This is a genomic window from Klebsiella sp. RIT-PI-d (genome assembly GCF_001187865.1).
Classification (GTDB): Bacteria; Pseudomonadota; Gammaproteobacteria; order Enterobacterales; family Enterobacteriaceae; genus Superficieibacter.
Genome location: NZ_LGIT01000009.1, coordinates 2186019 through 2199523, shown reverse-complemented (window position 1 = coordinate 2199523; position 13505 = coordinate 2186019). Strand labels below are relative to the sequence as shown.

The following is a 13505-nucleotide window of genomic DNA, read 5'->3' as shown; positions in this document are numbered from 1 at the left end:
GATGGTACTGCGTAAAATAAAAACCCGCTGGCTGTGGCTGGCGGGTTTGCCAGTAATACTGTGGTTAATCGTCATGATTGCCGATCGCCTTTGGCCGCTGCCGTTGTATGAAGTCACACCCGCACGTGTGGTGGTGGCCGAAGACGGTACGCCGCTATGGCGCTTTGCCGATGCCGAGGGCATCTGGCGTTATCCGGTGACGCCGGAAGATGTCTCACCGCGCTATACCGAAGCATTACTGCAATATGAAGATCGCTGGTTCTGGAAGCATCCGGGTATTAATCCGCTGGCAATTGCTCGTGCGGCCTGGCAGGATCTGACCTCCGGACACATTGTTTCCGGAGGAAGCACGCTGACCATGCAGGTCGCCCGTCTGCTCGACCCTCATCCCCGTACTTTCGGCGGCAAGTTTCGCCAGATCTGGCGTGCAATGCAGCTGGAGTGGCATCTCTCTAAACGTGACATCCTGACGCTTTATCTTAATCGTGCGCCGTTTGGCGGAACGTTACAGGGGGTCGGTGCGGCCAGCTGGGCGTATCTTGGGAAAGCACCTGCGCAGCTTAGCTATTCTGAAGCTGCTCTGCTGGCGGTTTTGCCTCAGGCTCCCAGCCGACTGCGCCCCGACCGCTGGCCAGAACGCGCTCAGGCTGCGCGCGATAAAGTCCTCGACCGGATGTTAACCCAGGGGGTGTGGCCTGCTACGCAGGTAAAAGAGGCGCAGCAGGAGCCAGTATGGCTTTTCCCTCGCCAGATGCCGCAGCTGGCACCGCTTTTCTCACGCCGGGTACTGGCAAAAAGCCGACAGGATAAAGTCGTTACCACGCTCGATGCCACCCTTCAGCGGCAAATGGAAGAGCTGGCAATGAACTGGAAATCACGTTTACCTCCGCGCAGTTCAATGGCGATGATCGTCGTTGACCACACGAACATGAAAGTGCGCGGCTGGGTAGGGTCGGCTGATATCAATGACGATAGCCGTTTTGGTCATGTTGACATGGTGGCCGCACTTCGATCGCCGGGATCGGTACTTAAGCCTTTCGTATACGGTATGGCGATGGATGAAGGGCTGATCCATCCTGCGTCACTGCTACAGGATGTGCCGCGCCGGGTGGGAGATTATCGGCCGGGTAACTTTGACAGCGGATTTCACGGCCCGGTCAGTATGAGCGATGCGCTGGTGCGTTCGCTCAATTTGCCTGCCGTTCAGGTACTGGAAGCGTATGGCCCGAAACAATTTGCCGCACGGTTACGCAATGCCGGGTTACCCCTGATCCTGCCTGCCAACGCGCAACCCAACCTTGCGCTGATCCTCGGTGGTGCAGGCGCAAGACTTGAAGACATTGCAGCGGCTTACAGTGCTTTTGCGCGTCACGGCAACGCGGGGCGTTTAAGATTACTGCCTGACGATCCGCTTATTGAACGGCCATTATTGTCCCCCGGCTCTGCCTGGATCATTCGGCGAATTCTCGGGGGAGAAGAACAGCCTCTGCCCGAGGGTTCCCTGCCGCGTGTGGCTCCGCTGGCATGGAAAACCGGCACCAGCTATGGTTACCGTGATGCGTGGGCAGTGGGTCTTAACGCCCGGTATATTATTGGTATCTGGACCGGACGCCCGGACGGAACGCCCGTCGCCGGTCAGTTTGGTTTTGCCAGTGCTGTGCCGCTGCTTAATCAGTTGAATAATATTTTGCAGTCTCGCCCCACCGCTGCCGGAGAGCGTATCCCGGTAGATCCGCGTCCGTCATCGGTCAGTGCCGCCACCATATGCTGGCCGGGTGGCCAGACTTTACCCGCCGGGGATGATAACTGTCGCCGCCGTCTGGCGACCTGGCTGCTGGATAATAGCCAGCCGCCGACGCTGCTCCTGCCGGGGCAGGAAGGGATCAGGGGCATTCGCTTTCCCGTCTGGCTGAACGCGCAGGGTCAGGGAGTTGCTGCTGATTGCCAGGGCGCGGTACAGAAAGAGCTTCAGGTCTGGCCGCTACCGCTGGAGCCGTGGTTACCGGCAACTGAGCGCCGCGCCGCCCGTCTGCCTGAATCCTCTTCCGTTTGTCCGCCCCGCCAGCAGCAAAATTTTCTGCCGCTGGTGCTTTCCGGCGTACGTGAAGGTGCGGTCATTCGCCATCTGCCGGGGCGGATGAGCGTTTCACTTTCTGTACAGACAACCAGGGGAGAGGGGCGCAGGTGGTGGTTTTTAAATGGTGAAGCATTGAGCAGTGCGGATAATGTCATCACTCTGCAACTGGAAAAACCGCAGGACTACCAGTTGGTGGTGATGGATGAGGGGGGGCAGGTCGCAACAGTCAACTTTGCGCTACGTTAAAACGGCGCCGGAGCTGAAATGGCCGTTATATCTCCCACAACGGTCAATAAGCCATCATTAATAAATGAGAATCATTTTCTTTAAGTTACTTATAAATTAATACCTTAGGGTTATTTGATGAGCGTCAAAGGATAATGGCGCTAAAAGCCGCAGAATCGCTTTCATTTATGGAAGACGACTATGAGTACCAAAAATAGCCTGGATGAGGCGATATTACCTCATCTCTCACGGCGACATTTTCTCCAGGCCAGCTCTGCTCTGATTACGCTGCCTTTCTTCTCCGCACCTGGCCGCGCAGCCAGCCAGTCGGCTCAGCCAACGAAGGGCACTGCGGCGGCCGAACGCGTGGTTCACACCTGTAGCACCTTCGACTGTGGCGGAAAGTGTGATATTCGAGCCCACGTACAGGACGGTGTGGTTACCCGTATTTCCACGCGTCCGGACGATGCCCTCGATCCACAAATGCCCGTGATGCGCGCCTGCGTGCGCGGCCGCGGCTATCGTAAATTTGTTTATCACCCTGACCGTCTGAAATACCCGATGAAACGCGTCGGTAAGCGTGGAGAAGGGAAGTTCGAACGCATTAGCTGGGATGAGGCGACGACGCTTATCGCTGATAAGCTCAACAGCATTACTGAAAAATATGGTCCCGCATCGCGTTATATGCACGTGGGTACCGCTACCTCCGGCGGCACTTTCTCGGGTAATTTAATGGCGCAGCGACTGCTTAATATGACCGGAGGCTTTCTGTCTGCTTACCATTCGGTCAGCATGGGCAACACGGCTGCTGCCACACCCTATACTTACGGAACAGCCGCCAGCGGTAACTCGCTGGATACGCTACTTGACACCAAACTGGTGATCCTCTGGGGGCACAACCCAACCGAAAGTATCTTCGGTCACAGCAACCACTTTTTCCAGCAGATGAAACAGAACGGAACGCGCTTTATCGTGGTCGACCCGCGGTATTCTGACACCGTTTCATCGCTGGCCGATCAGTGGATCCCGCTATTACCCACTACGGATAACGCATTAATGGATGCGATGATGTACGTCATCATTACTGAAAATCTGCATGACGAAACGTTTATTCGTCGGCATACAGTCGGTTTTGATGAAGCGTCAATGCCCGAAGGTGTTCCTGAAAATGAATCGCTGATGGCCTATTTGACCGGGGCAAAAGACGGTATACGTAAAACGCCCGAGTGGGCAGAAGTCATTACGCATGTACCGGCACAAACTATCCGCCAGCTGGCGCGCGATTACGCCAATACAAAACCGGCCGCGCTTATCCAGGGCTGGGGCCCGCAGCGGCATAACTGTGGTGAGCGCACCGCCCGCGGCTCTACTCTGCTGGCGACCATCACCGGCAACGTCGGAATAAAAGGTGGCTGGGCAGCCGGCTATGGTGGCAGTGCTAACCGCAAATTCTGCGTTGGACCAGACATGCCGGATAACCCGGTTAAGGCAAAAATCTCCGTCATGAACTGGATGCAGGCCGCCGATGATGCATCAAAAGTCACGCCGCAGGACGGACTGAAAGACGCGGAAAAACTCGACAGCAATATCCGCCTGCTGTTTTCGCTGGCGGGAAACTACCTGACTAACCAGAACCCGGACCTGCATCAGGCCGCGCGTCTTCTGGAGGATGAATCGAAAATTGAGTTCATCGTGGCAAGCGATCTGTTTATGACGCCCAGTGCTAAATATGCCGATCTGCTGCTGCCGGAAACCAGTTTTATGGAGCGCTGGAACATAGGCGAATCCTGGGGCACCGGCAGCTATCTGGTGCTGTCTGAAAAACTGATCGAGCCGGAGTTTGAACGCCGCTCTGACTACGAATGGCTGCGCGATGTTGCGGCGAAATTGGGTATTGAGAAGGCGTTCAGCCAGGGACGTGATGAGAAGCAGTGGATCGCTCATATCTGGGAGCAGACACGCCTGGCCATGCCGGATGAAAACCTGCCGGATTTCGCCACCCTGCAAAAAACGCGTCAGCACCTGTTCAAAAGCGAGCCGTATATCGCCTTTGAGGACAATATTCGCGATCCAGAAAATCATCCGTTCCCGACGCCGTCCGGCAAAATAGAAATCTTTTCTAAACGCCTGTACGACATGCACCATCCGGAGATCCCGGCGCTATCCCACTATGTGCCCGCACATGAAGGCCCGGAAGATACGCTTAGCGAAAAGTATCCGCTGCAGCTTATCACCTGGAAAGGGAAAAACCGCGCCAACTCGACGCAGTACGCCAACCCGTGGCTTCAGGAAGTACAAATCCAGAAACTGTGGATCAACCCGCAGGACGCGCAAAAGCGCGGCATCCGTCAGGGAGATGAAGTGCGTATTCATAACGATCGCGGCATCAGTATCGTGCCCGCTGAAGTCACGCCGCGCATTATTCCGGGCGTAGTGGCAATGCAGGCCGGCGCCTGGTGGCAACCCGATGCCGAAGGTATCGATCGCGGCGGCTGCGCCAATGTGTTGAGTTCGGCGCGTATTACGGCGCTGGCAAAAGGTAACTCCCATCAAACTATGCTTGTAGAGGTAGCCAAAGCATGAGTCAGTTTATTGATTTCCCGCCGGTGAGTGACAAACAGCTGGGCTTTTTTATTGATTCTTCGCGCTGTTCCGGCTGCAAGGCCTGTCAGGTTGCCTGCAAAGACAAACACGATCTGGAAGTGGGGCGTCGCTTTCGGCGCGTCTATGAAGTGAGCGGTGGCGGATTTATGCCAACCGGGCAGGGCGGGGTACAAAACAACGTTTTTGCTTATACGCTTTCAATCTCCTGTAACCATTGTGCCGATCCCGTCTGTACCAAAAATTGCCCGACCACCGCAATGCATAAACGTCCTGGCGACGGCATTGTGCGCGTGAATACCGATAAATGCGTCGGCTGTGGCTACTGTGCGTGGTCCTGTCCTTACGGTGCGCCACAGTTCAATACGCAAACCGGGCAGATGTCAAAATGCGATTTTTGCATTGATTTACAGGCTAAGGGCGAACAGCCGGTCTGCGTGGCAACGTGTCCGCTGGGAGCGATTAAATTTGGTCCCATCGACGAACTGCGCGAAAAATATGGCAGCGTCAACAGCGTCAAAGGCTTGCCGGAGGCGACGATCACCCGGCCAAATCTGGTGATTAAACCGCATCAGGGCGCAGAAAAAGAGGAGCAGCATCATGCATGAGTTACCGCTACTGCTCTTTACCCTGCTATTGCAGGGCTCGGTTGGCGTGACAGTGTGGCTGTCGGTACTGCGCTCCCGCGCTGGTACCGTGCTTCCAGGCATTATCCTTGCCTTTGTGATGGCATGTATCGGGCTGCTGGCCTCCATGCTGCATATGGGATATCCACTGAATGCGTTGAATGCGCTGCGGCATGTTGCCAGCTCCTGGCTTAGCCGTGAAGTGGTGTTTGCCTCGCTTTACCTCGCTGTACTGGGGTTGAGTGGATTTCTGATGATCCTCCGTATGCCGGGGGGACGACAGCTGCTGCCGCTGGCGGCGCTATTGGGCGTTGTCGATGTGTACTGCATGGGGCAAATCTACATGCATACCGCAGTGGTCACCTGGCAACATATCAATACTCTGTTCCTGTTTTACGGTACTGCCGGGATCGTCGGTTCAGTCCTGATTACGCTGATGGCGCTGAAAAGCCGGTGGGCCTGTTTACCAGCGCTGGCGAAATATAGCGTAGCGGTTGTGGCAATGATGGTGTTAAGCCGGTTATTGGTCCAGCCGCTGTGGTCCAGCGCGATCGTGGAGGCCAGCCAACAGGTCGTCACTCTGCCGCATACTCCGCTTATCCGACTGCAACAACTGCACACTGTCTTTTTAACCGGCTGGATAATGTCAGTAATCGGTTTTGTCTGTTTTGCGGTAGGTGGACTGCGTAAAATAAACGGCGCTCTGGTGTGCGGCGGTTTGCTGCTGCTTGCCGCAGAAGCGATCCTCCGTTTCGTCTTTTTTAGTATTGGATAACCGTGCGTTTTATCCTCGCACACGCTGAGGTGGCACCGGCAATCGGTGCCGCCTGTACGCATCACCTTCTGCGCCACTCCTCCTGTCGGGCGTGCGTGGATGCCTGCCCGATGCAGGCGTTAACCTGTGCCGAAGGGCGGGTTACGCTTAATAGTGAGCGCTGTCTGAACTGTGGCGATTGTCTGTTTGCTTGTCCTGTTGACGCCATCGGCGGTATCAGCACCCCGTCGCGTTATTACCGGGATGAGGCACTGGTTGCTCCACTCTCACGGCAGCCGGCCAGCCCCGCGGAGCTGCTGGTCTGGCATCGTCTCTATCATATCCGGGCAGTTGTCTGTGATATAGACCAGCAGCCTGGCTGGGCGCTGGCGGTTGCTCGCCTGAATCTGTTATTGCAACAGTATCAGGAGCCTGGCTGGCGGCTCATTCCCCCTGCCAGATCCCATGTCGATGTCGTGAAGCGGACCGCGTTCCACGTACGCGAAAGTACGCTACGCAGCGCCACGGCACCAGCAGGCCGGCGTCTCATACGCCAGCTTTATCCGCATTTTAGTGAGGCTGTCCCGCATATTGACCCGCAGCGCTGTCAACTTTGCGGAGCCTGCACGCGCGTTTGTCCGCAACAGGCATTGCTGCTAACCGAACAGTTTTTTGAAATAGAATCCGCAAAATGTACCGATTGCAAACGCTGTGAGGATGTCTGCCCATATCAGGCATTAACCATCGAAACAGGGCCACGTCTTTCTACTATCAGTCAGCAGGTGTGCTTCAAAGTACGCTGCCCCAACTGCCAGCGTATTTATGCAGCGTGGGAAAATAAACAGGCTCCGTGCGCAGTTTGTCGTCAGCATCAACACGGTATGCGCCGTAATTGTTGCTAAAACTCATTTTATTTTAAAAAAATGTTATCTCCATCCATAGGCAATGCCCCGGTTGCTCATTATAATTCGCGCTCCCGAATCCCGCGCGATGTGCAACGGTAGATCAACAAACAGAGGTTATCATGGCTATTGAACGTACTTTTTCCATCATCAAACCTAATGCGGTGGCAAAAAACGTTATTGGCAGTATCTTTGCTCGTTTTGAAACAGCAGGATTGAAAATTGTCGGTACTAAAATGCTGCATCTCACCTCTGAGAAAGCGGGCGGCTTCTATGCAGAGCATCAGGGCAAGCCTTTCTTTGACGGTCTGGTCTCTTTCATGACCTCCGGCCCGATTGTCGTGACCGTACTGGAAGGCGAAGATGCCGTCCGTCGTCATCGTGAAATCCTGGGTGCCACCAATCCGGCAAACGCTCTGGCTGGCACACTGCGTGCAGATTATGCTGACAGCCTGACCGAAAACGGCACTCACGGCTCTGATTCTGTTGAATCTGCCGAGCGTGAAATCGCCTATTTCTTCGCTGAAGGCGAAGTGTGCCCGCGCACCCGCTAATCCTCGTCTTTACACTTTATTTCACGAATGTCGCGCGCAGGCGTGGCATCCGTGCAGCATTATTTGTACAATACAGCGCCCCCGTTTAACGGGGCGTTTCTTTTTAACCCTCCAGGGGCCATAACGTGTAATAACGAGGCCGGATTAAATTATGTCAGAACTTAATGTCACGCCTGAAATCGCCATCCCGGCGGTTGCCAATAAAGATGCAAAAATTAACCTGCTGGATCTTAACCGTCAGCAGATGCGCGAATTTTTTAAAGATTTAGGTGAAAAACCCTTCCGTGCCGATCAGGTCATGAAGTGGATGTACCACTACTGCAGCGACAGCTTTGACGATATGACGGATATCAACAAAGTGCTGCGTAACAAGCTTAAAGAGGTCGCGGAAATCCGTGCGCCTGAAGTGGTTGAAGAGCAACGTTCTTCAGATGGCACCATCAAATGGGCAATTGCTGTCGGCGATCAGCGCGTTGAGACGGTCTATATTCCGGAAGACGATCGCGCCACGCTGTGCGTTTCCTCCCAGGTAGGCTGTGCGCTGGAATGCAAATTCTGCTCTACGGCTCAGCAGGGCTTTAACCGCAATCTGCGGGTGTCGGAAATTATCGGCCAGGTGTGGCGAGCAGCAAAAATTGTCGGCGCGGCAAAAGTGACCGGAACTCGTCCTATCACCAACGTCGTGATGATGGGTATGGGCGAACCGCTTCTCAATCTCACCAATGTTGTGCCTGCCATGGAAATCATGCTGGACGACTTTGGTTTTGGTCTGTCTAAACGTCGCGTTACGCTTTCTACCTCGGGTGTGGTGCCGGCACTGGATAAACTGGGCGATATGATTGACGTTGCACTGGCTATTTCTCTGCACGCGCCTAACGATCAAATCCGTGACGAAATTGTTCCGATCAACAAAAAGTACAATATCGAAACGTTCCTTAACTCTGTGCGCCGCTATCTGGAGAAATCCAATGCTAATCAGGGACGAGTGACCATCGAGTATGTCATGCTGGATCACGTTAATGACGGGACTGAGCATGCGCATGAGCTGGCTGAACTGCTCAAAGATACGCCGTGTAAGATTAACCTGATCCCATGGAACCCGTTCCCCGGTGCGCCTTATGGCCGAAGTTCAAATAGCCGTATTGACCGTTTCTGTAAAGTACTGATGAGTTATGGGTTTACCACCATCGTGCGTAAAACCCGTGGTGATGACATTGACGCAGCCTGCGGACAGCTGGCAGGGGATGTCATTGACCGCACGAAGCGTACAATGCGTAAGCGGATGCAGGGTGAACCGATTGCTGTCAAGGCGGTCTGATAATCTGATTGCTACGTGCCATGGCGGGTGCGTAGTCTATAGATATCCTGAATAGTTTGGGGAAACCCACTCGTGAGAATAATAATTACGGTGCGTTTTTACTAACTTTGAGGCAGTATGTAGCGATACAACAACAGCTTAGCAACAAGTGCGTAAGCTGCTCTGTGATAGTTGGCCTGACAGTCTTATACTGTTTGTCTTTGACCGGGCAAATATTTCGCGGTGCGGGCATAAGTCGGCACCAGAATTTTAATTTCACGTACCAGCAGTTGTAGCGAATGAATACTGAAGCCACCCACGACCAACATGAAGCACAAACTACCGGCGTGCGACTGCGCAACGCCCGTGAGCAACTCGGACTCAGCCAACAAGCGGTTGCAGAACGCTTATGCCTGAAGGTTTCCACGGTTCGCGATATTGAAGAGGATAAGGCACCTGCCGATCTTGCTTCAACATTTCTGCGTGGCTATATCCGCTCCTATGCGCGTTTAGTGCATATTCCAGAAGAAGAGCTGCTTCCAATGATGGAGAAGCAGGCTCCTGTCAGAGCGGCAAAAGTTGCTCCGATGCAGACCTTTGCACTGGGCAAACAGCGTAAAAAGCGTAGCGGCTGGATGATGAGCTTTATTACCTGGATTATCTTCTTTGTTGTCCTGAGCTTTACTGGCCTGTGGTGGTGGCAAAACCATAAGGCGCAGCAGGAAGAAATTAATACCATGGAAGCGCAATCTTCCGCCGAACTGAATGCCAGCGATAATCACGATCAAGCTATTCCTGTGGATACCGGCACTCCGCCGGATTCTGAACCAGCCAATACCGCTGCCCTGAGCACGCCTTCTGCATCGCAAACGGCGTCAACGTCGGCTCCAGTCACTGCCGCACCGGTCGATAACGCACAGACTAATCCGGTAGTTTCACCCTCCCAGGCAAATGTCGATACCGCGCCTGCGCAGGCTCCACTGCCAACCGATCGGGCTGCGGTTACGACCCCGGCCGATGCTAATGCGCTGGTAATGGATTTTAATGCCGATTGCTGGCTGGAAGTAGCTGATGCAACGGGGAAAAAAATTTACAGCGGTACTCAGCGTAGTGGTGGACACTTAAACCTTACCGGTCAATTGCCCTATAAGCTTAAAATCGGTGCTCCGGCAGCCGTTCAGATCCAGTTCCAGGGTAAGCCGGTCGATCTGAGCCGCTATGTAAGATCTAATCAGGTTGCGCGTCTGACCCTCAATGCCGACCAGTCAGCAGCACAGTAACAGACGGGCACCGCAGGAGAGTTTTCATGCATAACCAGGCACCTATTCAACGCCGGAAGTCAAAACGGATTTATGTAGGAAATGTGCCAATTGGCGATGGCGCACCTATCGCTGTTCAATCGATGACCAATACGCGCACCACGGATGTTGAGGCGACGGTTAATCAGATTAAAGCGCTGGAACGGGTGGGCGCTGATATTGTTCGCGTCTCGGTACCAACTATGGATGCTGCTGAAGCGTTCAGGCTTATTAAGCAGCAGGTCAATGTTCCGCTGGTTGCAGATATCCATTTCGATTACCGTATCGCGCTGAAAGTGGCGGAATACGGCGTCGACTGTCTGCGCATTAACCCAGGCAATATTGGTAATGAAGAGCGTATTCGCACCGTTGTTGATTGCGCCCGTGATAAAAATATCCCGATCCGCATCGGCGTGAATGCCGGTTCGCTGGAAAAAGATCTTCAGGAAAAATACGGTGAGCCGACGCCCCAGGCGCTGCTCGAATCCGCTATGCGTCACGTCGATCATCTCGATCGTCTTAACTTTGACCAGTTTAAAGTCAGCGTTAAAGCCTCTGACGTCTTTCTTGCCGTTGAATCCTACCGCCTGCTGGCAAAGCAAATCGATCAGCCTCTGCACCTGGGGATCACCGAAGCCGGTGGTGCACGCAGTGGTTCAGTGAAGTCGGCCATCGGTCTGGGCCTGCTGCTGTCGGAAGGCATTGGCGACACGCTACGTATTTCTCTGGCAGCCGATCCGGTTGAAGAGATCAAAGTTGGGTTTGATATCCTGAAATCGCTGCGCATTCGCGCACGTGGCATCAATTTTATTGCTTGCCCAACCTGCTCGCGTCAGGAATTTGACGTTATCGGCACCGTGAATGCGCTGGAGCAGCGGCTGGAAGATATCATTACGCCGATGGATATTTCGATCATTGGCTGCGTCGTTAATGGTCCTGGCGAAGCGCTGGTGTCCACTCTGGGTGTGACCGGCGGCAATAAAAAAAGCGGATTATATGAAGATGGCGTGCGTAAAGACCGTCTTGATAACGACGACATGATAGGTCAGCTTGAAGCCCGCATCCGCGCAAAAGCCAGCATGCTGGATGAAGCGCGCCGGATAAGCGTTCAGCAGCTTGAAAAATAACATGATGGGAAGCGCTTAGCTTCCCGTGTATGATTGAACCCTTATTGCTGATCCCGCCTGGTTCGGAAAAGCGCTTTGGGTTCATTTTTATATTCAGAATAGAGAATTAACGTGTCAAAGAAAATTCAGTCTGTACGCGGTATGAATGATTATTTGCCGGAAGATACTGCAGTATGGCAACGGGTTGAAAAAATCATCAAGGGTGTCGTCGAGTCCTATGGATATCGTGAGATTCGTACGCCGGTGCTTGAGCAAACCCCTCTTTTCAAACGGGCGATTGGTGAAGTCACCGATGTCGTTGAAAAAGAGATGTACACCTTCAGCGATCGCGAGCGCGATGGTGAAGAAGTTACCCTGTTGACCATGCGTCCGGAAGGCACCGCAGGGTGCGTTCGCGCCGGTATCGAACACGGCATACTGCACAATCAGGAACAGCGCCTGTGGTATATCGGCCCGATGTTCCGCCATGAACGTCCGCAAAAAGGGCGCTATCGTCAGTTCCACCAGATGGGACTTGAAGTTTTTGGCCTGCAGGGCCCGGACATCGACGCTGAACTGATTTTACTGACCGCCCGCTGGTGGCGTGAACTGGGTATCGCTGAACACGTTAAACTCGAACTGAATTCGATTGGTTCGCTGGACGCGCGCGCGCGCTATCGCGATGCATTAGTGGCCTTCCTTGAACAGCATAAAGATAAGCTGGACGAAGACTGTAAACGCCGCATGTATTCCAACCCGCTGCGGGTACTGGATTCCAAAAATCAGCAGGTGCAGGCACTGCTAAACGATGCGCCTGAACTGGCGGATTACCTGGATGATGAGTCTCGCGAGCATTTTGCAGGCTTATGCAAGCTGCTCGAAGCGGCAGGTATTTCTTATACTATCAACCAGCGTCTGGTTCGTGGTCTGGATTACTACAACCGTACTGTCTTTGAGTGGGTGACCACCAGTCTTGGGGCGCAGGGTACGGTCTGTGCAGGCGGACGTTACGATGGCCTGGTAGAACAGCTGGGCGGTCGTGCTACGCCCGCTGTGGGTTTCGCCATGGGCCTGGAACGCCTTGTTTTGTTGGTTCAGGCGGTTAATCCGGAATTTACTGCCGATCCTGTTGTCGATATATATCTGGTTGCTTCAGGCCAGGATACGCAGTCGGCAGCATTGAATCTGGCTGAGCGCGTGCGCGATGGCGTTCACGGCGTGAAGCTAATGACCAACCACGGCGGCGGCAATTTCAAGAAGCAGTTCGCCCGCGCGGACAAATGGGGTGCTCGCGTTGCCCTGGTCCTCGGCGAATCAGAAGTCGCTGACCATACTGTGGTGGTGAAGGATTTGCATTCAGGTGAGCAAACCACCGTTGCGCAGGACAGTGTTGCCGCGCATTTGCGTACGTTACTGGGCTAAGGAGCAGGACCGCGTGGAAATCTACGAAAACGAACATGAGCAGGTTGATGCGCTTAAACGCTTCTTCACTGAGAATGGTAAGGCGCTGGCTGTCGGCGTCATTTTAGGTATTGGCGCTCTGGTTGGGTGGCGTTACTGGGCGGGCCATCAGGCTGATGTATCAAAAACCTCGTCGCTGGCGTATGAAAATACCGTTGCGGCGATGCAGGCTGATAAGCCTGAAACGCTGGTCGCGGCTGAAAAGTTTGCGGCAGATAACAAAAATGTCTACGGTGCTTTTGCGTCGCTTAAATTAGCGCAGCAGTATGTCGACAAAAATGAAATGGATAAAGCCGGTAAGCAGTTACAGCAGGGGCTGGCTGACGCATCGGATGAAAATCTGCAGTCCATAATTAACATGCGCCTCGCCCGCGTGCAGCTTCAGCAAAAACAGGCAGATGCCGCGCTGAAAACGCTGGAAAACATCAAGGGTGAAGGCTGGACGGCTATCGTTGCTGATTTGCGCGGTGAAATATTGCTAAGCAAAGGTGATAAAAAGGGCGCACATGCTGCATGGGAAGCGGGTGTTAAAAGCGACTCTTCGCCTGCGCTGAGTGAAATGATGCGCATGAAAATGAATAATTTGTCCATCTGAGAGGGACCC

11 protein-coding genes are annotated in these 13505 nt (G+C 53.9%); all 11 read left to right on the top strand.

Annotated features, from left to right (window positions below; all coding sequences use genetic code 11):
- Position 1: 1 nt before the first annotated feature.
- Positions 2 to 2323, top strand: coding sequence for a peptidoglycan glycosyltransferase PbpC (gene pbpC, locus AC791_RS16590; RefSeq protein WP_049841498.1), 2322 nt, complete (start codon positions 2 to 4; stop codon positions 2321 to 2323).
- Positions 2324 to 2503: 180 nt separating this feature from the next.
- Complete coding sequence (locus AC791_RS16585; protein ID WP_049841497.1) at positions 2504 to 4885, top strand: DMSO/selenate family reductase complex A subunit; 2382 nt, start codon at positions 2504 to 2506, stop codon at positions 4883 to 4885.
- On the top strand, positions 4882 to 5511 hold the full coding sequence (locus tag AC791_RS16580) for a DMSO/selenate family reductase complex B subunit (protein ID WP_049841496.1): 630 nt from the start codon (positions 4882 to 4884) through the stop codon (positions 5509 to 5511). The genes AC791_RS16585 and AC791_RS16580 overlap by 4 nt, the downstream gene beginning before the upstream one ends.
- A complete protein-coding gene (locus tag AC791_RS16575) occupies positions 5504 to 6304 on the top strand; it encodes a dimethyl sulfoxide reductase anchor subunit family protein (RefSeq protein ID WP_049841495.1) in 801 nt (266 codons plus the stop codon). The genes AC791_RS16580 and AC791_RS16575 overlap by 8 nt, the downstream gene beginning before the upstream one ends.
- Before the next feature lie 2 nt (positions 6305 to 6306).
- Positions 6307 to 7185 (top strand): 4Fe-4S binding protein, encoded by an 879-nt coding sequence (locus AC791_RS16570; RefSeq protein ID WP_148677812.1) that lies wholly within the window; start codon positions 6307 to 6309, stop codon positions 7183 to 7185.
- A gap of 122 nt (positions 7186 to 7307) precedes the next feature.
- Complete coding sequence (gene ndk / locus AC791_RS16565) at positions 7308 to 7739, top strand: nucleoside-diphosphate kinase (protein WP_049841493.1); 432 nt, start codon at positions 7308 to 7310, stop codon at positions 7737 to 7739.
- A 151-nt stretch (positions 7740 to 7890) separates the two neighbouring features.
- Positions 7891 to 9057, top strand: a complete 1167-nt coding sequence (locus tag AC791_RS16560; protein WP_049841492.1) for a bifunctional tRNA (adenosine(37)-C2)-methyltransferase TrmG/ribosomal RNA large subunit methyltransferase RlmN — start codon at positions 7891 to 7893, stop codon at positions 9055 to 9057.
- A 278-nt stretch (positions 9058 to 9335) separates the two neighbouring features.
- Entirely contained in the window at positions 9336 to 10316 is a 981-nt protein-coding gene (gene rodZ, locus AC791_RS16555; protein ID WP_049841491.1) for a cytoskeleton protein RodZ, read from the top strand.
- A gap of 26 nt (positions 10317 to 10342) precedes the next feature.
- Positions 10343 to 11461 (top strand): flavodoxin-dependent (E)-4-hydroxy-3-methylbut-2-enyl-diphosphate synthase, encoded by a 1119-nt coding sequence (ispG, locus tag AC791_RS16550; RefSeq protein ID WP_049841490.1) that lies wholly within the window; start codon positions 10343 to 10345, stop codon positions 11459 to 11461.
- 111 nt (positions 11462 to 11572) lie between these two features.
- Positions 11573 to 12862, top strand: coding sequence for a histidine--tRNA ligase (gene hisS, locus AC791_RS16545; RefSeq protein WP_049841489.1), 1290 nt, complete (start codon positions 11573 to 11575; stop codon positions 12860 to 12862).
- A 13-nt stretch (positions 12863 to 12875) separates the two neighbouring features.
- Entirely contained in the window at positions 12876 to 13496 is a 621-nt protein-coding gene (locus AC791_RS16540; RefSeq protein WP_049841488.1) for a YfgM family protein, read from the top strand.
- Positions 13497 to 13505: the final 9 nt, after the last annotated feature.

Excerpts from the sequence above, each read along its gene's own strand:
- pbpC (WP_049841498.1), top strand. The coding sequence starts at position 2 with ATGGTACTGCGTAAAATAAAAACCCGCTGGCTGTGGCTGGCGGGTTTG.
- AC791_RS16585 (WP_049841497.1), top strand. The coding sequence starts at position 2,504 with ATGAGTACCAAAAATAGCCTGGATGAGGCGATATTACCTCATCTCTCA.
- AC791_RS16580 (WP_049841496.1), top strand. The coding sequence starts at position 4,882 with ATGAGTCAGTTTATTGATTTCCCGCCGGTGAGTGACAAACAGCTGGGC.
- AC791_RS16575 (WP_049841495.1), top strand. The coding sequence starts at position 5,504 with ATGCATGAGTTACCGCTACTGCTCTTTACCCTGCTATTGCAGGGCTCG.
- ndk (WP_049841493.1), top strand. The coding sequence starts at position 7,308 with ATGGCTATTGAACGTACTTTTTCCATCATCAAACCTAATGCGGTGGCA.
- AC791_RS16560 (WP_049841492.1), top strand. The coding sequence starts at position 7,891 with ATGTCAGAACTTAATGTCACGCCTGAAATCGCCATCCCGGCGGTTGCC.
- rodZ (WP_049841491.1), top strand. The coding sequence starts at position 9,336 with ATGAATACTGAAGCCACCCACGACCAACATGAAGCACAAACTACCGGC.
- ispG (WP_049841490.1), top strand. The coding sequence starts at position 10,343 with ATGCATAACCAGGCACCTATTCAACGCCGGAAGTCAAAACGGATTTAT.